Origin of the sequence: Achromobacter sp. 413638 (genome assembly GCF_043119405.1) — a bacterium.
Lineage (GTDB): Bacteria > Pseudomonadota > Gammaproteobacteria > Burkholderiales > Burkholderiaceae_B > Achromobacter.
This window is the reverse complement of sequence record NZ_JBICCO010000013.1, coordinates 56880-76684: the sequence shown is the minus strand read 5'-3', so window position 1 is coordinate 76684 and position 19805 is coordinate 56880. Positions and strand designations below refer to the sequence as shown.

Below are 19805 nucleotides of genomic sequence, written 5' to 3'. Positions count from 1 at the left end.
CGGGGCCGCGCGGATCCGGCTCCGCCGGTCCGCTGCGGCGCCCCCTGGGGGAAGCGCGCAGCGCTTCGGGGGGGACCTCACTTCCCGATATTCCAGAACAAAGTGACCGGCGCGTCCAGCACGCCCGACAGCTTCTTGCTGTAGGCCGCCGGAATCTGGAACTGCCCCAGCGGCGCCACCACGCCCTCGTCGATGGCCAGCTTCTGGATCTGCGCGGCGATCTGCTTGCGCTCGGCGATGTCGGCGGCCTTGGCGTATTTCAGGCGCAGGGCCTCGATCTCGGGCACGTCCGGCCAGCCCGCCCAGGCCTTGCGGCCGTTGGCCGCCAGCGTGGTGTTGCCGAACGGATCGCCGCTGGTGGCCAGGATGCTGTAGGTGGAAAAGATGTTCCAGCCGCCGTCGGCCGGCGATTTCTGATTGCCCTGCTGCGACACCACGCTCTGCCAGTCCATGGCCTTCATCACCACCTTGAAGCCGGCCTTGCGCAGCGCCGCGCCCACCACCACCGGCTGCGGCGAGACCATGGCGATGTCGGACGGCTGCAGGATGACCACGGGCGTGCCGTCATAGCCGGCCTCCTTGAGCAGCGCCTGGGCGCGGTCGATGCGCGCCGGCACCACCCAATCCTCGCCGTAGTTGTCGCCCATGGGATTGCCGCAGCCCATCACGGCCGCGCAGGTCCGGTAGTACTTGGGGTTGCCCACCAGCGCCTTGAGCACGTCCTCCTGGCTGACAGCGGCGATGGCCGCCTGTCGCAGCAGCTTGTTGTCGAAGGGCGGGTACAGATGGTTCATGCGGAAGTAGGTCCAGGCCCCCAGCTTGTCCAGCACGCGGACCTGCAGGTTGTCCTGGCCCTCGACCATGGGCAGCAGGTCGAACGGCACCTGCTGCATGAAATCGACCTCGCCGTTCTGCAACGCGCTGACCGCCGTCATCTGGTCGGGCATGGCCACCCATTCGACCCGCTCCACCTTGACCACCTTGCCGCCCGCCGTCCAGCTGGGCGGCTCGGCGCGCGGCACGTAGTCCTTGTTCTTCTCGTACACCACCTTCAGGCCGGGCTTGAATTCCGAGGCCACGAACTTGAACGGGCCCGAGCCGATGAATTCGGTGATGGGCTGGGCGCTGGGCGTGTCGGCGACGCGCTTGGGCATCATGAAGAGCGGACGCGAGCTGAGCTTGGCCAGGCCCTCCAGCAGCAGCGAGGTGGGCTGCTTGAGCACCACGCGAAACTGCTTCGCGTCGACCGCCTCGATGCGGTCGATCAGCGTCATCAGCACCTGCCCGGTGGCGTCGGCGTCGGCCCAGCGCTTGATCGAGGCGATGCAATCGTCCGACGTGACCGGCGCGCCGTCATGCCACTTCAGGCCGTCGCGCAGCGTGAAGACGTAGGTCTTCCTGTCCTCCGACTCGGTCCAGCTGGCCATCTGCGGCTGCACCTTGAAATGCTCGTCGGTGCCCAGCAGCGTGTCGTAGATCATGTAGCCGTGGTCGCGCGTCATGAACGCGGTGGTCATCACCGGGTCCAGCACCCGCAGCCCGGACTGCATCACGGCCGTGACCGTCTGCGCCTGACCTTGCGCGGCCGGCGCCAGCGCCGCCGCCAGGGCCAGCAACAGTGCACCGGCCCCTTGCCGCAAGCGTCGTGTTTGTTTCATGTCGTTCCCCTTGTGTCGTTGGTTGTGCTGCTCGCGGCTACCACTGGAAAAGCGTATCGGATATGGGCGACGGCCGTCCGGCGATGCGGTCGGCCAGCACGCCGGCGCTGCCCGCGGCCAGCGTGAAGCCCAGCGCGCCGTGGCCGGCGTTGATCCACAGCCCGCGCACGGGCGTGCGGCCGATCAGCGGCTTGCCATCGGGCCGCGCCGGCCGCAGGCCGGCCCATGCCTCGGGTTCGCCGGCCGGCGCCAGGCGCGGCAGATAGCGCCGCACCTGCTCCTTGAGCTGATGGATCCGGCCGCCGTCGATGCCCGCGTCACGATCGCCGATGTCGACCATGCCGGCCACGCGCAGCCGGTCGCCCAGGCGCGCGTAGACCACCTTGTTGTGCACGTCGCTCAGGCTGGTGCGCGGCGCGCGGCTGTCCGGTCCCAGCGCATAGGTCAGGCTGTAGCCCTTGAGCGGGTAGATCAGCGGCTGCAGGCCGGCCTGGCGGCACAGCGCCTGCGCGCCCACGCCATTGGCCACGACATAGGCGTCGGCCTGCATCTCGCCCGCGCTGGTTTCCAGCGCCTGGACCGCGCCGCCGCGCAGGCGCAGCCGCCGCACGCGCGTGCCCAGCCGCAGCCGCGCGCCCAGCCCGCGCGCCAGGGACGCGCACAGCGCCTGGCAATCGGCCGCGTCCTCGCTGGGCGTGTAGACGCCGCCGACCACGCGCTGGCCGATATCGGCCAGCGCGGGCTCCAGCGCCAGGCATTCGTCGCGTCCCAGCGCGTGCTGCTCGCAGCCCAGGCTGGCCTGGTAATGCATTTGCGCGCGCGCGCCGGCAAAGGCGGCCGCGTCCTGATAGACCAGCAGCTTGCCGCTGGCGCTGAAGTCGCAGGACAACGCGCCGTCTTGCACCAGCGCGCGCGTCAGTCGCCGGCTGTGCAGGCCCAGCTGCAACAGCTCGGCGGTCGTGCGCGCGGCGGTGTCGCGGCGGCAGGCCGCCAGGAAACTCAGGGCCCAGCGCCATTGCGCCGGATCGGCCCGCAGGCGCAGGCGCAGCGGCGCGTCGCGCCGCGTCAACCAGCCCGGCAGTTTGCCCAGCACCGAAGAATCGGCCAGCGGCGCGACGAAGCTGTAGCTCAGCTGCGCGCCATTGGCCTTGCTGGTGCCGACGCCGGCCTGCGCGGCCTCGTCCAGCACGGTGACGTCATGGCCGTCGGCCAGCAGCGCGCGCGCCGTGGTCAGGCCGATGATGCCGGCGCCGATGACGATGATGTTCATCGGACCGCCACCGTCGAGAGGGCGGCGGCGAGCGCCCGCGCATCGAGGGCGGCAAGGGCGGCGGCAACGCGAGGCCGCGAGCCGAGCGGTTCAGCCATTGCCATCCCGCCCCCGCATCAGCATGAAGTCCTGCGCCGCCCCGCCGCCCGGCCAGGCCTGACCGTCGCGGATCTCGACGTACAGTTCAGTGCGCGCATGGCCGATTAAGCGACCATCGCGCCAGATTTCCGCGCCCAGGCAGACCGCCGTGGCGCGCCGGTTCAATCCGGCCAGGCGCGGGTCGGCCGTTTCCAGGCCGATGATCCGCCCCGCCGCGTCCACGGTCACGCGGTCGCAGGTGGCGGCGCGCAAGGACAGCGCCTGCTCCAGCCGCAACCATTGCAGGACGCCGGCCTGCCCGGCCAGCCTGGCCCAGGCCAGTCCGCCCAGCTCATCGGCCAGCACGCCGCGCGCGTAGATGGAGTTGTGCAGCAGCGCCACGCGGCCCTGCTGTCCCTGGCGCTGGAACGCGCCCAGGTCGTCGCGCCGCGCCGCGCGCGCGCTGTTGCCCAGGCCCAGCCCGTCTTGCGCGTGCAGCGCGATCAGGCCCGCGTCCCATTCGGGATGCGCGGCCAGCACGGCGTCGACCGCCTGTTGCGGCGGCGCGCCCTCGGCCATCAGGTCCAGCGCCATCCGGTTCAGCGGGCGACCATCGGCGCCCGGCTGATTCGGCAGGCGGTGGCCGGTGACCAGGCCCAGGCCGTCGGCGCCGGCCAGGAATTGCGTCAGGGGTTCGGGGCGGTCGGGACCGCTGGAAATGACCGCCGCCACGCGCGCATCGCGCCAGGACGCCGGCAGGTCCAGCGCCGTCACGCCGCCGCGCTGGGTGGTCCGATACTGCAGCCGGCCCTGCTCGTCCAGCACGGCGAACACGACAAAGCCGCCGATGGCGCCGCGTCCCAGCAGTTCGGCGCCCAGCACCGCGTCGAACACCGCCGCGCCGGCCTGCGCGCCCGCCGCCGCCACTCCTATCGTCATATCGCTCCCCGGATAATGTGACCATAAGGTCACAAAATCATGCTAGTGCGGCCGGGAACAAGACGGAAGCTCGGGAAAACCCGTTGCCCGCGCGGTGCCGGGCAAGGCGCGGATGCGGCAGGAATCAGGCGCGTTGCTGACCCAGCCGGTACACCACGGTGTCGAGCCGGCTCACGCCCGCGGCCTGGAACTTGGGTTCCTTGTCCAGGATGTCGCGGCGGTCGATGATGGCGGCCGGCGCCACGCCCTGGAACAGGACCTGGGCCTCGCTGTCGGCGATGGAAAATGGCGGACCGGCCATTTCTTCCTGCGGGTAGTCCAGCGTGATCAGCAGCCCGCGCCAGGACGGCGACAGCTGGCCGTAGACGTGGCGCACATATGACGCCCGCATGGATTCCGGCAGCGCCACCAGCGCGGCGCGGTCGTAAGCGCCGACGCAATGCGACAGGATCCGGGCGTCCAGGTTGTAGATGTCGCCGCAGATGATCTCGATATTGCCCGCCACGTAGTGGCGGCCATAGGACGACTCATGGATCACGGGCCTGAGTTCGTTCTCGGCGAAGAACTGCTCCACCGCGAGCGGCGCCAGCTCCACGCCCAGCACTTCGTGGCCCTGCGCCGCCAGCCACACCATGTCCAGCGACTTGCCGCAGAGCGGCACCAGCACCTTGCCGCCAGCCGGCACGTCCAGCCCCGGCCAGTATTTCTGCAGCAGCGGAGTCACCCGCGTCTGGTGAAAGTGGGTACGCCCTTCGCGCCAGCGCTCCAGCCAGAATTCCGCGTCCATGACTGCCTGCCTCCTCCGGGGTTGGGATTCAAACGGGCCTCGCGGCGATGCGCGGGCCAGACATGGCGGCCATTGTAGTGCGCGGGAAAAAGGGTGACGCGCAGGGTGACGGGCGCGCGCCGCGCCGGTATGCTGTAGCCCGCCTCATCCTGTTCCAGGGATACGATGACCGACGCCCAACCGCTGCAGGCCTTGCTCGCGCAGTGCGCCCTCCAGCGCGAATCCGCGCTGGAAGAACTGTACCGCCTTGCGTCCCCGCATCTATATGCGCTCGCCAGACGTATGTTGAGAGACCCGGCCGCGGCCGAGGACGTGCTGCAGGAGTGTTTTCTCTCGATCTGGCGACAGGCCGGACAGTACCGGCCTGACCAAAGCCAGCCCATGACCTGGATGACCCGCATCGTGCGCAACCGCTGCATCGACCGCCTGCGTCGCCCGGGTCTGGAGCTGCCCGACCCGGACGACGCGCTGACGCTGGCCTTCGCCGACGACTCCCCTGGCCCGCTGGCCCGCCTGGCGGCCAGCCGGGAAGGCAACCGCCTGGCCGGCTGCATGGGCGAGCTGGACGGCCCGCAGCGCGTCGCCATCGCGATGGCGTTCTTCGACGACCTGGCGCATCCCGACATCGCGGCGCGCCTGGACGCGCCGCTGGGAACGGTAAAGAGCTGGATACGCCGCGGCCTGCAGCGGCTCAAGAGGTGCATGGAATGAACTACAGCGACCCCGATCTGCAAGACCGCCTGGCCGCGGATTACGTGGCCGGCGTACTGCGCGCGGGCGCGCGACGCCGGTTCGCAGGCCTGCTGCGCGAGGACGCCGCGCTGCGCCAGCGGGTGCGCGACTGGGAAGAACGGCTGCTGCCGCTGGCCCTGGCCCTGCCGCCGCAAGCCCCGCCCGAGCATGTCTGGACCGCCATCGCGGCCCGCATCCGATCACGGCCGGAATCCGTGCCGCCCGCCCCCGCCGCGCGCCCCCGCCCGCGCGAATGGCGCGGCTGGTCCTGGTGGCGCACGCTGGGCGCCGGCCTGGCCGCGGCCATGGTGGTCCTGGCCTTCCTGGTGTTGACGCCGTCCACCCAGCGTGAAGGGCTGCGCACGCTGGCGGTGCTGTCCGGCGACCAGGCGCAGGCCGCGCTGGTGCTGAACCGCCTGCCCGACAAGTCACTGTCCGTCCAGCCCATGCGCGACCTGACGCTGCTGGCTGGCGGTCGCGCGCTGGAACTCTGGGCGATCACGCCGGGCCTGCCGCCGCGCTCGTTGGGCCTGGTCCTGCCCGGCCAGACCAGCCGGCTCAACCCGCGCCTGCCGCCCTTGCCGGGCGACACCGTGGCCGTCACGCTGGAACCGCCCGGGGGTTCGCCCACCGGCGCCCCCACCGGTCCGGTGGTGCTCAGCGGCCCCGTCATCTGACCGCACTCGCCGGCATCAGGGTTTGTCCCAGGTCCGGCGAGCGCATCCAAGCGCCCGACTCCCGCGTATCTCCTTGCGACGGCCAACCAAAAAAGGAGATCGTCATGAAACGGATCGTTTGCATTGCCCTCGCCTGCTCCGCGCTTGCCCTGTCGTCCGCTCACGCGGCCGACGTCGTGGTGGGCGGCCAACCCATGCTGCCCGGCAAGACCATCGTGGCCAACGCGCTGAACTCCGCCGACCACACCACCCTGGTGGCGGCGGTGAAGGCCGCCGGCCTGGTCGACACCTTGCAGGGCAAGGGCCCGTTCACCGTGTTCGCACCCACCAACGCCGCGTTCGGCAAATTGCCGGCAGGCACCGTGGACACGCTGGTCAAGCCCGAGAACAAGGCCACGCTCACCAAGATCCTCACGTATCACGTGGTGCCGGGCAAGCTGGATTTCGACGCCCTGGCCGCGCAGATCAAGAAGGCCGGCGGCTCGGCCGAACTCACCACCGCCAGCGGCGGCAAGCTGTGGGTGATGATGAACGGCAAGCACAACATCATGCTGAAGGACGAAAAGGGCGGCGTCGCCAATATCGGCCCCTATGATGTCTACCAGTCCAACGGCGTGATCCACGTCATCGACACTGTGCTCATGCCGAAGTGACCCGGTCGGCGCGGCGGCGTGATAGCGGATATCGTAGAGTCCCCTGTCACGCCTATGCCGCGCCATGTCCCGACTGCCCCGCGCCCTCGCCCGCTTGATCCTGTCCGCCCTGCTGGCATGCCTGCCCGCCAGCTTCGCGGCCCGCGCCCAGGGCGCCGACGAATTCGATCAGGCCTATCAGGCCGAGCTGCGCACCGAAAGCGACGCGCTGCGCGCGCGCGTCGCACGCCTGTCGCCCGCCGTGCAGACGCTGAACAAACAGGTGGCGCAGGCGATCCTCACGGGCGACTGGCCCGTCGCCGAACGACTGGGCGCGGACATGGCCCGATTGGATCCGGCCAATGCCGACATCCGCCACTTCCAGGGCAGGCTGCTGGCGTTGCAGAAGCGCTATGCGCCGGCCATCGAGAAATTCGACGAGGCCATCGCGCTGGACGCCGGCAACCGCTGGTTCCTGGTCAGCAAGGCCGGCGCGCAGGCGGATGCCGGCGATCTGGCGGGCGCCCTGCGCAGCGCGCAGACCCTGTGCGAACGCTTTCCCGACTGGAGCATCGGCCACAACCTGCGGGCCGCTCTGCTGGACGGCCTGGACCGCGCGCCCGAAGCGCTGGCCGCGTATGAGCGCGCCATCGCCGCGAACCCCGCCAGCGCGCAGATACGGGTCAACCAGGGCATGCTGTTGCGCCGGCTGGACCGCCTGGCCGACGCACGCGACGCGTTCGACGCCGCGCTGCGGCTGCAACCGGACTATGCGCGGGCGCAAGCCGAGCTGGACAGCCTGCCCGCGCGCTAGCGTCGTCGGGTCGGCGCCAGGCAAACAGCCAACTGCGCCCGGCCGCCGCGCCCCTCACAGGCGCAGCATGAAACCCCGGATATCGTCGGCGATGGGCACCATGGCCAGCAGCATCAGCACGATCGCCAGCGGCAGGGTCGAACCGAAGCCCACATGGAAGAACGCATAGGCGCCGGCCACGCCGCCGACGAAGAACAGGCTCACCATGCAGGACAGCACCCGCAGCTTGGCGCGGTCCGCGCGCACGGGAACGCGCTCGTCGCTCTGGCCGGCCGCATTCCAGTAGAACAGCTTACCCAGTTCGATGCCGATGTCCGTCACCATGCCGGTCACGTGCGTGGTGCGGATCTCGGACTTCGACACCTTGGTGATCATCGCGTTCTGCAAGCCCATGATGTAGCAGAGCAGCATCACGGTCGCCGGCAGGTAGAACCAGCGCAGCTGCTCGATATTCGCGCCCAGCAGGCCGAAGGCCAGCAACAGCACCGCCTCCAGCAGCAGCGGCAGGGCGTACTCGCTGGCCAGCCGCGAGCGGCGGCCGAAATTGATCATGAATGCGGAAGACGCCGCGCCGGCCAGGAAGGACAGCAGCGCCGCCAGGCCCTGCAACACCACCAGCAAACCGCCCACCGCCAGGTGGTCGGCCATCATCGAGACGATGCCGGACATGTGCGAGGTGTACTGCTGCACGGCCAGGAAGCCGCCCGCGTTGACCGCGCCGGCGACGAAGGTCAGCACATAGGCCAGGTGGCGGTTGGCCTCCGGGCTGCGCTGCGCGGCGGTCAGCTTGCGTAGATAGGGAATGGGCACGGGCGCGCCTCGGGGTGACGGACAGTCGGGAAGAACATGGCTACCATTCTAGGCTCACGGGCGCCGCCATGGCGCGCCCTGCCCGGAATCCCGGCGGCCCGTCCCGAACGCGCCGCAACGCCAGACCCAGCATCCGTCCCGACATGCCCATACATCCCGCCACGCTTTCCGACCTGCCGCAACTGGCCGCGCTGGCCCTGGCCTCCAAGGCCGTGTGGGGCTACCCGCCCGAGCTGCTGGCGCAATGGCGCGACGACCTGACGCTTACGCCCGCGGACCTGGGCCGCTGGCGCGTGCGCCTCATGCGTGACGAGCAGGGCATCGCAGGCTTCTATGCGCTGGCGCCGGATGCGGCGGACTGGCGGCTGGAGCATCTGTGGATCGCGCCGCGCGCCTTGCGACAGGGGCTGGGCCGGCGCCTGCTGGCGCATGCCGCCCGCGTGGCGCGGCTTGCGGGCGCGCGGGAGATCGCGATCGAGGCCGATCCGCAGGCCGAGCCTTTCTATCTGGCGCAAGGCGCGGTGCGCGTCGGCGCGCGCGCCGCGCCCATTCCCGGCGAACCCGGACGCGCGCTGCCGCTGCTGCACCTGCCGCTGAACGGCGGCGCGCGCGCGTCCTTCGGCCAAGCGCGCTAGGCCAGGCCGGCCTCGCGCAACTGCTGGCGCCGGTACTCGCCCTGGCGCACGTGCATCCAGCCCGGATACTCCGGCGGCAGGGCGCTGGCCTTGTCCAGCTCGGCCAGCTCGTCCGCCGTCAGCGCCAGCCCGACGGCGGCCAGGTTGTCGTCCAGCTGGTCGACCCGCTTGGCGCCGATGATGACCGAACTGACCACCGGCTGCGCCAGCAGCCAGGCCAGCGCCATCTGGGCCGGCGACACGCCGCGCGCCTCGGCCAGGCGGCGCAGCACGTCGACGCAGTCGTAGGCGCGGTCACGGTCGACCGGCGGGAAGTCGAATTCCAGGCGCCGGCTGCCGGCGTCACCGCCGCCATCGCGCCCGTACTTGCCGCTGAGCAGGCCGCCGGCCAGCGGGCTCCAGACCATCAGCCCGACGTTCTCGCTCTGGAGCATCGGCGCCAGTTCCCGTTCCAGGTCGCGGCCCGCGACGGTGTAGTAAGCCTGCAGCGACTCGAAGCGCGCCAGGCCTCGGCGCTCGGCAATGCCCAGCGCCTTCATGATCTGCCAGGCCGACCAGTTCGACACGCCGACGTAGCGCACATGGCCCTGGCGCACCAGGTCGTCCAGCGCGCGCACGGTTTCCTCGATCGGCGTGGCCGGATCGAAGCCATGGATCTGGTACAGGTCGATATGGTCGGTGCCCAGCCGCGCCAGGCTGCGCTTGACGCCTTCCATGATGTGATAGCGCGAGTTGCCGCGCGCATTGGGGCCGGCGCCGGTCTGGCCGAACACCTTGGTGGCGATCACCACCTCGTCACGCGCCACCTTCAGGTCGCGCAGGGCCTGGCCGGTGATGGTTTCCGAACGGCCTTCTGAATACACGTCCGCCGTGTCGATGAAGTTGACGCCGGCCTCCAGGGCGCGCCCCACCAGGCGGTTGGCCTCTTCCTGCTGCAACTGGCCGATCTTGCTCCACAGTTCGCCCTGACCGCCGAAGGTCATGGTGCCCAGGCACAGTTCCGAAACGAACAGGCCGGTGTTGCCGAATTTCTTGTAGCGCATGCGAATACTCCAGGTAGGGTCCGGCGGATGCGCCGCCCCGAAATGGCGCGGCGCATCCGCGAAAACCGGATCAGTATGCGGCGGCGGTCGGACCGGCGCGATGCCGGATCCTGCCCTTTTTTTGCCCGATCCTGCCTCGTCCCGGCGGCTCGTCCGCCTTGCGCCCATTCCTCCGCGCCTTCTGCCTATTTCTCCGGATTCAATCTCCCAGATTGGAAAGAGGCCCCCGGCCAGGAATACACTGACCGCACCCGATCCTGCCGCCAGCGTTCCTGTCGCTGGCGCGCGCCCGCCGCGATCCGCCTTTCCCCGCCGACATGATCCCTGCCCAATCCTCCACCCTCGCCACCGCCTCCGCCCGCGCCGAAGTGCTGCGCCTGCTGGACCGCATGACGGGCACGCTGGAAGGCTCGATGGAAACATCCATCGACGGCCTGCACCTGCACCGCCTGTCCCAGCCGGTCGGCCCCAAGCCCGCTTTCCAGGCCGCCGCGCTGTCGGTCATCGCCCAGGGCACCAAGCTGCTGCTGGTCGGCGACGAAGCCTACGAGTACGACCCCTTCCATTACCTGATCTCGTCGGTGGACCTGCCGGTGGTCGCCAAGGTGTCGGTGGCCAGCCCGAGCCGGCCCTACCTGGGACTGCGGCTGGACCTGCATCCCGAGGCCATCACCGCGCTTATCAGCGACGAGAACCTGCCGCCCGCGCCGCCGTCCGACACCTCGCGCGCGCTGAGCGTGAATCCGCTGGACGACACGCTGCTGGACGCGCTGCTGCGGCTGCTGCGCCTGCTGGACACCCCGCGCGACATTCCCTTCCTGGCGCCGATGATCAAGCGCGAACTGCTCTACCGCCTGATGATGGACGGCCAGGGCGCGGCGCTGCGCCAGACGGTGCTGCAGGACAGCCAGCTCAATCGCGTGGCCAAGGCCATCCGCATCCTGCGCGACAACTACGCCCAGCCCCTGCGCGTGGAGGACATCGCCCGCGATGTGCACATGAGCGTGTCCTCGCTGCACCATCATTTCAAGCAGGCCACGGCCATGAGCCCGCTGCAATACCAGAAACACCTGCGCCTGCAGGAGGCGCGACGCATCATGCTGGCCGACGACGCCGGCGTGGCGCTGGCCGCGCACGCGGTCGGCTATGAAAGCTCATCGCAGTTCAGCCGCGAATACAGCCGCCTGTTCGGCGCGCCGCCGCTGCGCGACAAGCAGCGCTGGCGGGACGAGGCGACGCAGGCGCCGGCCTGAACGCGGCCGCGCCGCGCGGCCGGTATATGCTTGCCCTGGCATCGTCCCATTTCCAGAACGGCAGGCACATCATGCACGACTTGAACGACCTCTATTACTTCGTGCAGGTCGTCCGGAACGGCGGCTTCGCGCCCGCCGGCCGGGCGCTGGGCATACCCAAGTCGCGCCTGAGCCGGCGCATCGCGCTGCTGGAGGAAAGGCTGGGCGTGCGCCTGATCCAGCGCTCGACCCGCAGCTTCGCGGTCACGGAACTCGGCCAGGAATACTACGAGCAGTGCCTGTCCATGCTGGCCGGCGCCGAGGCCGCCCAGGAAGTCATCGACCGCACCCACGCCGAGCCGCAAGGCACCATCCGCCTGAGCGCGCCGCCGGCGCTGATCCACTATTTCCTGGGCGAGCTGATCGCGCGCTTCATGGTCAAGTGCCCGAAGGTGCAGGTCTACCTGAAGAGCTTCAGCCGTCCGGTGGACGTGCTGCGCGAGGGCTACGACCTGGCCGTGCGGGTACGCTTCGGACCCATCGAAAGCAGCGACCTGGTCATGAAGCCGCTGGGCATCAGCGGCCAGCGCCTGGTCGCCGCGCCTGCGCTGGCGCGCGCCGTGGCGCAGCCCGCCGACCCGAGCGCGCTCGGCCAGCTGCCGACGCTGGCGCTGGGCATCGACGGACGCGAAAGCCACTGGAAGCTGGACGGGCCGGACGGCGCCCGCCTGAGCGTGCCCTTCTCCCCCCGCCTGGTGACCGACGACATGATGGCGTTGAAACAGGCCGCCGTGCAGGGCGTGGGCGTGGTGGCGCTGCCCCTGCTGATGATCCGCGAGGAACTGGCGGACGGCCGGCTGATCGACGTGGGCCGGCCCTGGGCGCCCGAGCCGGGCAGCGTGCATGCCGTGTTTCCGTCACGCCGGGGTCTCTTGCCCGGCGTGCGCGAGCTGCTGGATTTCATGGGCGCCGAATACCAGAAGCTGGCTCGGCGCGAACGCGAGGAATGCCGGGAGCTGGGCGAACGCCCCTAGCCCGGCAGTGGGCTTGCCTGCCTGTCGCGGACTGCCGGGTCTGTCCAGATCCGGGCCTCGGGCCCGGACAGCGTCCTGCGGATAGGACGCTGCGGCCGGTTTTCGACGGCTACCGCGGCGGCGGGCCGGATTCTAGGATGAAGCCTCATTCTTCTTTTCGGAGTCCGCCATGACCACCCCCGCCAACTTCAACGGCCAGCGCCCCGTGATCGATCCCGACGACGCCGCCATGCTGCTCATCGACCACCAGAGCGGCCTGTTCCAGACCGTGGGCGACATGCCCATGCCCGAGCTGCGCGCCCGCGCCGCCGCCCTGGCCAGCATGGCCACGCTGAGCAAGATGCCCGTCATCACCACGGCCTCGGTGCCGCAAGGCCCGAACGGCCCATTGATTCCTGAGATCCACGACAACGCGCCCCACGCGAAATACGTCGCGCGCCGGGGCGAGATCAATGCCTGGGACAACCCGGAATTCGTCGCGGCGGTCAAGGCCACGGGCCGCAAGACCCTGATCATCGCCGGCACCATCACCAGCGTCTGCATGGCCTTTCCGTCGATCAGCGCGGTCGCCGATGGCTACCGCGTGTTCGCCGTGGTGGACGCCTCGGGCACCTACAGCAAGATGGCGCAGGAGATCACGCTGGCGCGCATCGTCCAGGCCGGCGTGGTGCCGATGGACACGGCCGCCGTGGCCTCGGAACTGCAACGCACCTGGAATCGCGAGGACGCGGCCCAGTGGGCGCAGGTCTATACCCGGATCTTCCCCGCCTACCAGCTGCTGATCGAAAGCCACGCCAAGGCGCAGGACGTGGCGCGCAACAACGAGGCGCTGGATTCCCAGCGCTGAGCCCGCATCCCGGCGGCGCGGCCGGGCCTATTTCTTGCGGAAGGGATAGGCCTGCTGCGCCAGGAACGTGCCCGGCATGTCGTTGTCCAGGATGCCGTAGTTCTCCGGCAGGCGCCGGCTCACGCCGCGCACGGCGGTGCCGAACAGGTAGTCGATGAAGGACAGGTGCGCCGCGTAGTTGCGGTCGATGGCCTCGGTGTCCGACGAGTGATGCCAGTGGTGGAAGTCCGGCGTCACGATGATGTAGCGCAGCCAGCCCCAGGGCAGCTTGACGTTGGAGTGGATCAGCACCGCCTGGAAACCGACGATGATGATGTAGGCATCCAGCACCGGCTTGGAAAAGCCCAGCGCGAACAGCACGCCCAGCACCGCCACGCGCGTGATCAGCAGCTCGACGATGTGCAGCCGCGATCCGGCCAGCCAGTCCAGTGTGCGGGTGCTGTGGTGCACCGCATGGATGCGCCACAGGAACGGCACCTCGTGATAGGCCCGGTGCGCCGCGTACTGCACCAGGTCCGCCACCAGCACCGCCAGGAACAGCTCCAGCGCGTAGGGCAGGCCGGCGATGGCCTGCTGCAGCGGCTCATACGCGGCCCAGGAGAACAGCCGGTGCACGAAGAAGTTGATGCACAGCAGCACCGCGCCGACCGACAGGTGGTTGAACAGGAAGTGCTTCATGTCCACCTGCCATTCCGTGCGGAACACGGGCTGGCCGTCATACAGCGGGAACAGCTTCTCGAAGATGATGAAGACGGTGCTGGAGGCCAGCAGGTCCAGGATGAACCAGTCCAGGCCCAGGTAGGGATGGTGGCCGGTGTTGGAGGTGGTCACCATGACCTGGCTGCCGCCGGCGGCCACGGCGCCGCATACCAGGGCGAAGGCGGCGATGTTGAGCCAGCGCTGGCGGCCGAGAACGATATTGGCCAGCGCGATGGTGCCCGAGACCAGCAGCGCGCCGAACAGCAGCGCGCGCATCGCGTCCACGGAATAGAAAGCGCGCAGCTCGGGCGTGGTGAGATAGGCCGGGAAATGAAACGCCAGCACGCCAAGCACCGCCAGGATCGCCAGGAACAGCGCGATCACGCCGCTGATCATGCCGGTGCCGGGACGGATGTGCCCGTCCTGCCTGAACAATTCCCAGATCTGGCGATAGATGGGCGCGCGCTGTTTCATTTCATTCCGATGACGACTCCACGGGGCTGCGAGTGTATCGCCGGGACCGCCAGTCAATGTAAGCAAACGTGAGAATACGCGTGCATATCTGCCCCCCAGCCCGATCAAGCGCCGGCTTGCGGCGGGTCAAGTCCGATAAAACTGGCGGATACCCGCAAGATTGACAAGGATTGCCGGTTGCGCTGTCATGGAACGGACACTTCCAAAGCTCTCGCGCGCCCTCCTGGGGGCTCGCGTTTTTCCCTGACCCGGACCCAGCAGAGAGGCCGTCATATGTTCCCTGAATACCGTCAACTCATTACCCAGCTGAAATCCGAGAACGCCCATTTCTCGGCGCTGTTCCAGCGGCACAATGCGCTGGACCAGCAGATCCAGAACATGGAGGCCGGCATCGTCCCGGCGTCCGGCAACGACGTGGAAGTGCTCAAGAAGGAAAAGCTGCAACTGAAGGACAAGCTCTACGGCATGCTCCGGGCCGCCGACGGACACGCCTGAGCGGCTTCACGCCCCGCGCCGGGCACGATCCATGCCCGGCCCTCCTTTCCTCTCCTGATTCGCTCGCCCCGACCTGCGCGACGCCGCGCAAGCGCGGGGCGTTTCACTTGGGCCGCAAGCCGTGCCCGCGCCGCCACGCGTCCCATCGCTCCGACAAGTAAGCCACGCTAATCATGGATTAGGATATTTAGATTTTCTAATCCATCTCGCATCGATAGTCTGTCGCCCTTTCCCACAGGTGCGATATGACCCACGCTTTTCTTCCCGGCTTCCTGCTTGGCCTGAGCCTGATCCTGGCCATCGGCGCGCAGAACGCCTTCGTGCTGCGCCAGGGACTGCGCCAGCAGTACGTGTTCGCCGTGAGCCTGACCTGCGCCTTGTCCGACGCGATCCTGATCGCCGCCGGCGTCGCGGGCTTCGGCGCGGCGGTCGCGGCCCTGCCGTGGCTGGAAACCGCGATGCGTTACGGCGGCGCCGCGTTCCTGTTCCTGTATGCCGCCCGCAGCCTGCGCGCCGCGCTGCGCAGCCATCACGACAGCCTGACGCCGTCCGAGAATCAGGCGGCGGGCCTCTGGACCACGCTCGCCACCTGCCTGGCCTTCACCTGGCTCAATCCGCACGTCTATCTGGATACCGTGGTGCTGCTGGGTTCGATTTCCAGCCAATACGAAGAGCAGAAAACCGCCTTCGCCCTGGGCGCCATCTCGGCCTCGTTCCTGTTCTTCTTCACACTGGGCTATGGCGCGCGCCTGCTGCGGCCGCTCTTCGCGCAACCGAAGGCCTGGCGGGTGCTGGACCTGCTGGTGGCCGTGGCGATGTTCTGTATCGGCCTGGGACTGCTTATCTGAATTTAGATAGAACCCACACTGATCACTATGAAGCAATAGTACTAGTTCTTTGAGAATCGTCTCATATATCTCCCCCCTTGCCCCGTCCATCATGAATCGCTCCACCACATGCGCTTCCCATTCCTGAAGGAATTCAAGGTCATATCGGCATAGGCAATCGCGTCCCTGCTGCGCTGGCGTTCCTTCCCCAATGGGACAAGGAATCCCTACATGCCGTTTCGTATCAATCCGATCATGGCGGGGCTGCTCGTCACCCTGCCCAGCGTGGTCCTGGCTGTCGAACACGGACAGATCACCGTCAACGACCCCGCGGGCGCCACCACCATCGTCCTGAATCCGGGCGATACCGTCACCCATGCCGGCGCCGGCGCGGCCATCGACATTTCCATCGCGGGCAACAGCCTGAACGCGGACCGGGCCGTCATCACCGCGGGCGACCCCAACACCACGAACAAGTCCAGCGTCGGCCTGCGCGTCAGCGCGGGCGGCGCGGCCACGTTGACCGACAGCAGCGTCTCGAGCGTGGGAGCGGGCCAGAACTCCCATGCGCTGTCGGTCACGGGCGCGGGCAGTTCCATCAGCGCCTTCGACACCACGTTGAGCACTATCGGGGACCATTCGCACGGCCTTAAGGCCGAATCCGGCGCGCAGGTCACGCTGCAAGGCGGCAGCATCGAAACAGCGGGCATTGGCGCGAATGGCATCGACGCGTCCGGCGCGGGCACGCTCGTCAAAGTAGATGGCACGACGATCTCGTCCGCGGACACCTCCTGGATCTCCACCGGAGTCCAGGTCTACCAGGGCGCGCGCGTCGAGCTGACCGACAGCAAGATCTCGAGCCTGGGCGGCGGCACGGGCATCGAAATCTTCAATGCCGACAGCGTCGTCACGCTCGACAACACCGACGTAAGCACGAAGCAGGCGGTGGGCATCACCGTCAGCGGCGGCACGCTGACCATGACCGGCGGCTCGGTATCGTCCCAGGGTGGCGCGGTCTACCTGGGTTCGAACGGCAACGCCAACGCCACCATCCGCGACGCATCGCTGCGCACCGAAACCGGCATAGGCATCAACATCAACGCCGAGAACACGTCCGCCACCCTGGACAACGTCATCCTCAAGTCCGTGGGCGCGTACAGCACCGGCATCTGGATGCCCGCGCTCGGCAACCAGCTGACCGCCAACCGGCTCACGCTGGAATCCGGACTCATCGGCATCGACAGCCGCGCCGGCAACGTCGTCCTGACGGACAGCGCCATCACCACGCAGGGCAAGAACGGCCACGCACTGTACATGTCGATAGACGAAGGCAGCGGCGGCACCATCGAGGCGAGCAACACCACGATCCGGACCCACGGCGACCTTGCCGTAGGCGCCCTGGCCCGCCTGCGCGGCGCGAACATCGTGCTGCGCGACTCGACCATCGACACTTCCGGCACGACCGCGCATGGCCTGTTCGCCAGCGGCGGCGGCAGCGGCATCCGGACATGGGGCACCGCCATCACGACACAAGGCAACAGCGCCCACGGCCTGGCCATGAGCAACAACACGGCCGTCTCGCTGGACAGCACCCGCATCGATACCGCCGGCGCCGACGCACGCGGCATCTGGACCTATGGAACCGCCGCCAGCGTCAACAACACGCTGAGCCTGGGCAATGGCTCGCGCATCGACACGCAAGACGCGGTGGGCCTGCTGGTGAGCGGCGGCAGCCACCGGATCACGCTGGACCGCGCCGACATCACGGCGCGCAGGGACGGCAGCACTGACGATGGCATGCTGCTATACGCGCGCTCCATCGATGTGACGTCCGGCGGCGTCACCACCACGGTCGAAACCGGCCAGATCCGCCTCGACGCCAGCGCCTCGGCGCTGACCGGCGATGTGTTGATCGAAAGCGGCGCGCTGGACATGGATCTCACGAACGGCTCCACGCTCACCGGCGCTGTCTGGCAGCGCGGAAACGGACGCGTCAACAGCCTCGCGCTGGACGGCAGCAGCGTCTGGAACGTGCGCGGCGACTCCACCTTGGGCACGCTCAAGAACGCCGGCACCGTGGCCTTCGCGTCGCCAAGCTCCGGCGCGTTCAAGACCCTGACGGTCGAGAACTACGAAGGCGGCGGCACGCTGGCGATCAACACCCGGCTCGGCGACGACAACTCGCCCACCGACCGGCTCGTGATCGATGGCGGCGCGGCCACCGGCAACACGGGATTGCGCGTCATCAACGCCGGTGGCGTCGGCGGCCAGACCACGCTGGGCATCCGCGTGGTGGAAACCATCAACGGCGGCGTCACCGCCAGCGACGCCTTCCACCTGGACGCCGGTTCCACCGGCTACCGCGCCAGCATCGGCACCGTCGCCCTCAACGGCTATGACTACAGCCTGGTGCGCGGCGGCAACGGTGGCGTGGCCGACGACTGGTACCTGACCTCGGAATACACCGACCCCACCACGCCGCCGGGGCCGACCGATCCCCTCGACCCCATAGACCCGACTGATCCGACCGGCCCCACCGATCCGACCGGCCCCGTCACGCCCACCGACCCGGTCGCGCCGCCGGAAGTCGATCCGTCCGGTTTCAGGAACGTGTCGCCGGAAACCGGCGCCTACGCCGGTAACCAGCGCGCCGCCATGAACCTGTTCTCGCACGGCCTGCGCGACCGCGTCGCCGTCCCCGACGCTGGCGGCGACGGCGGCCGCCTCTGGACCCGCGCCCTGGGCCGCCACGACGGCGGCCTGCGCATGGCCGAGGGCAAGGTCGAGGTCGACACCGACAGCACCCTGCTCCAGATCGGCGGCGACGTATTGCGCACCCGCCTGGGCAGCGCCGGCACGCTGCAAGCCGGCCTGATGGCCGGCTACGGCGATGCCCGCACGCGCTCGGACGCCACGCTGCGCCTGCCCGGCTCCGGCCAGACCGTTCAGACCCGCGCACGCGGCAAGGTCTCCGGCTACTCGGTCGGCCTGTACGCCACCGCCTACGCCAACGACGCCACCCGCCTGGGCGCCTACGCCGACGCCTGGCTGCAATACGGCCGCTACGACAACCGCATCAGCAGCGACCTGGGCGCCGTGCGCTACGACGCCGACGTCTGGTCCGCCTCGCTGGAAACCGGCTACGCCTTGCGGCCCTTCGTCGCCGGGTCGGCGCTGGCCGATCTCGTGGTGGAGCCCAAGGCCCAACTGCTCTACAGCCACTACAAGGCCCAGGACGCCACGCTGCAGGGCACGCGCATGCAAAGCGGCAAGCGCAACGCCGTCACCACCCGCGCCGGCGTGCGCATCTATCCCAAGGCCGCGCCCGATGCGCCGCAACCGAAGATCCGGCCGTTCCTGGAAGCCAACTGGGTCCACTCGCCCGGCACCCCGTCCGTGCGCATGGGCGCCAACACGCTGGACACGGCCCCGTCTCGCAACGCGCTCGAACTCAAGCTCGGCGCGCAAGGGCAGATCGGACGCAATGTGCAGGTCTCGGCCCAGGCCTTCGGCCAGCTCGGCAGCGGCGGCCAGCGTGGCTATGGCGGCATGTTGAACCTCAGCTATCGCTGGTGATCGGTGGCATGCGGCCGGACGATCACCAGACGGACCCCGGCCAGGAAGACAGCGCGACAAGCCCGGGGTCAGCCGAAAGCTGCCGGGCGGCCCGCGCTCAGTCGAGCTTGTAGCTCTTGAGGTGGATGCTGGTCTCGGTGGCGGAGATCGCCTTGATGAGCCGGACGCGGTCCAGCGCCTGGGACATTTCCTCGATATTGGCCACGCTCAGCTCGGCCAGCAGGTCCCAGCGGCCATTGGTGTCATGCAGGCCCACCACGGCGGGGTCGCCCAGCAGCAGGCTGACGACGCGGCGGGTTTCGTTGCCGTCCACGGCGATGCTCATCCAGGCGCCGATGCGGTTGGGCTCGGATTCCGGCCGCAGCCGCACCGTATAGCCCACGATGATGCCGGCGTCTTCCAGGCGCGTGATGCGGTTGTTCACCGTGCCGCGCGAGACGCCCAGTTTCTTGGCCAGGGTGGCCACCGTGCTGCGGGCGTCGGCGCGCAACAGGCTGAGCAATTGTTGATCCAGTGTGTCCATTATTGTCATTTCGACAGGCGATT

At 68.9% G+C, this 19805-nt stretch carries 18 protein-coding genes and 1 pseudogene; 11 read left to right on the top strand and 8 right to left on the bottom strand.

The genetic code is table 11. The features are described 5' to 3' along the window. Positions 1 to 77: 77 nt before the first annotated feature. From ACEU5R_RS07965 to ACEU5R_RS07950, 4 genes are all read right to left on the bottom strand, one after another. The gene (locus ACEU5R_RS07965) at positions 78 to 1658 is read right to left on the bottom strand and encodes an ABC transporter substrate-binding protein (RefSeq protein ID WP_392409751.1); all 1581 of its coding nucleotides are present in this window, start codon (positions 1656 to 1658) and stop codon (positions 78 to 80) included. A gap of 37 nt (positions 1659 to 1695) precedes the next feature. Further along, positions 1696 to 2928, bottom strand: a complete 1233-nt coding sequence (locus tag ACEU5R_RS07960; protein WP_392409750.1) for a D-amino acid dehydrogenase — start codon at positions 2926 to 2928, stop codon at positions 1696 to 1698. Positions 2929 to 3018: 90 nt separating this feature from the next. Beyond that, positions 3019 to 3945, bottom strand: coding sequence for a DUF6963 family protein (locus tag ACEU5R_RS07955; protein WP_392409748.1), 927 nt, complete (start codon positions 3943 to 3945; stop codon positions 3019 to 3021). Positions 3946 to 4069: 124 nt separating this feature from the next. After that, positions 4070 to 4732: a thiopurine S-methyltransferase gene (locus ACEU5R_RS07950; RefSeq protein WP_392409747.1), complete on the bottom strand. Its 663-nt coding sequence runs from the start codon at positions 4730 to 4732 to the stop codon at positions 4070 to 4072. Positions 4733 to 4897: 165 nt separating this feature from the next. Here ACEU5R_RS07950 and ACEU5R_RS07945 point away from each other — a divergent pair, with 165 nt between their 5' ends. The 4 genes from ACEU5R_RS07945 (at position 4898) to ACEU5R_RS07930 (ending at position 7587) form a co-directional block, all read left to right on the top strand. Beyond that, the gene (locus tag ACEU5R_RS07945) at positions 4898 to 5443 is read left to right on the top strand and encodes an RNA polymerase sigma factor (protein WP_103275683.1); all 546 of its coding nucleotides are present in this window, start codon (positions 4898 to 4900) and stop codon (positions 5441 to 5443) included. Beyond that, positions 5440 to 6141: an anti-sigma factor domain-containing protein gene (locus ACEU5R_RS07940; RefSeq protein WP_103275684.1), complete on the top strand. Its 702-nt coding sequence runs from the start codon at positions 5440 to 5442 to the stop codon at positions 6139 to 6141. The genes ACEU5R_RS07945 and ACEU5R_RS07940 overlap by 4 nt, the downstream gene beginning before the upstream one ends. A gap of 104 nt (positions 6142 to 6245) precedes the next feature. After that, a complete protein-coding gene (locus ACEU5R_RS07935) occupies positions 6246 to 6794 on the top strand; it encodes a fasciclin domain-containing protein (protein WP_392409746.1) in 549 nt (182 codons plus the stop codon). Between the two features lie 64 nt (positions 6795 to 6858). Next, the gene (locus ACEU5R_RS07930; protein WP_392409744.1) at positions 6859 to 7587 is read left to right on the top strand and encodes a tetratricopeptide repeat protein; all 729 of its coding nucleotides are present in this window, start codon (positions 6859 to 6861) and stop codon (positions 7585 to 7587) included. 60 nt (positions 7588 to 7647) lie between these two features. Here the strand turns inward: ACEU5R_RS07930 and ACEU5R_RS07925 are convergent. Continuing rightward, positions 7648 to 8397, bottom strand: a pseudogene (locus ACEU5R_RS07925) (YoaK family protein); the annotation flags it as partial. Between the two features lie 143 nt (positions 8398 to 8540). Between ACEU5R_RS07925 and ACEU5R_RS07920 the strand changes: the two are divergent. Beyond that, positions 8541 to 9032 (top strand): GNAT family N-acetyltransferase, encoded by a 492-nt coding sequence (locus ACEU5R_RS07920; protein ID WP_103275688.1) that lies wholly within the window; start codon positions 8541 to 8543, stop codon positions 9030 to 9032. Here the strand turns inward: ACEU5R_RS07920 and ACEU5R_RS07915 are convergent. Then, a complete protein-coding gene (locus tag ACEU5R_RS07915) occupies positions 9029 to 10075 on the bottom strand; it encodes an aldo/keto reductase (protein WP_392409742.1) in 1047 nt (348 codons plus the stop codon). The two genes, ACEU5R_RS07920 and ACEU5R_RS07915, sit on opposite strands and share 4 nt — an antisense overlap. A gap of 317 nt (positions 10076 to 10392) precedes the next feature. Between ACEU5R_RS07915 and ACEU5R_RS07910 the strand changes: the two genes are divergently transcribed. From ACEU5R_RS07910 to ACEU5R_RS07900, 3 genes are all read left to right on the top strand, one after another. Further along, entirely contained in the window at positions 10393 to 11328 is a 936-nt protein-coding gene (locus ACEU5R_RS07910; protein WP_103275690.1) for an AraC family transcriptional regulator, read from the top strand. A 71-nt stretch (positions 11329 to 11399) separates the two neighbouring features. After that, the gene (locus ACEU5R_RS07905; protein WP_392409741.1) at positions 11400 to 12341 is read left to right on the top strand and encodes a LysR substrate-binding domain-containing protein; all 942 of its coding nucleotides are present in this window, start codon (positions 11400 to 11402) and stop codon (positions 12339 to 12341) included. A gap of 169 nt (positions 12342 to 12510) precedes the next feature. Further along, on the top strand, positions 12511 to 13188 hold the full coding sequence (locus ACEU5R_RS07900) for an isochorismatase family protein (RefSeq protein WP_392409739.1): 678 nt from the start codon (positions 12511 to 12513) through the stop codon (positions 13186 to 13188). A 27-nt stretch (positions 13189 to 13215) separates the two neighbouring features. On the opposite strand, the gene ACEU5R_RS07895 is transcribed toward ACEU5R_RS07900, so the two are convergent. Then, positions 13216 to 14361, bottom strand: coding sequence for a sterol desaturase family protein (locus ACEU5R_RS07895; RefSeq protein WP_392409738.1), 1146 nt, complete (start codon positions 14359 to 14361; stop codon positions 13216 to 13218). 273 nt (positions 14362 to 14634) lie between these two features. On the opposite strand from ACEU5R_RS07895, the gene ACEU5R_RS07890 reads away from it, so the two are divergent. The 3 genes from ACEU5R_RS07890 (at position 14635) to ACEU5R_RS07880 (ending at position 19259) form a co-directional block, all read left to right on the top strand. Then, positions 14635 to 14856, top strand: a complete 222-nt coding sequence (locus ACEU5R_RS07890) for a YdcH family protein (RefSeq protein WP_103275702.1) — start codon at positions 14635 to 14637, stop codon at positions 14854 to 14856. A 245-nt stretch (positions 14857 to 15101) separates the two neighbouring features. Beyond that, positions 15102 to 15704 carry a LysE/ArgO family amino acid transporter gene (locus ACEU5R_RS07885; RefSeq protein ID WP_392409737.1) on the top strand — a complete coding sequence of 201 codons (603 nt, stop codon included), beginning with the start codon at positions 15102 to 15104 and terminating at the stop codon, positions 15702 to 15704. A 210-nt stretch (positions 15705 to 15914) separates the two neighbouring features. Beyond that, positions 15915 to 19259, top strand: a complete 3345-nt coding sequence (locus ACEU5R_RS07880; protein WP_392409736.1) for an autotransporter outer membrane beta-barrel domain-containing protein — start codon at positions 15915 to 15917, stop codon at positions 19257 to 19259. A 97-nt stretch (positions 19260 to 19356) separates the two neighbouring features. Here the strand turns inward: ACEU5R_RS07880 and ACEU5R_RS07875 are convergent, their stop codons facing one another. After that, complete coding sequence (locus ACEU5R_RS07875; protein ID WP_103275715.1) at positions 19357 to 19782, bottom strand: Lrp/AsnC family transcriptional regulator; 426 nt, start codon at positions 19780 to 19782, stop codon at positions 19357 to 19359. Between the last annotated feature and the right edge of the window lie 23 nt (positions 19783 to 19805).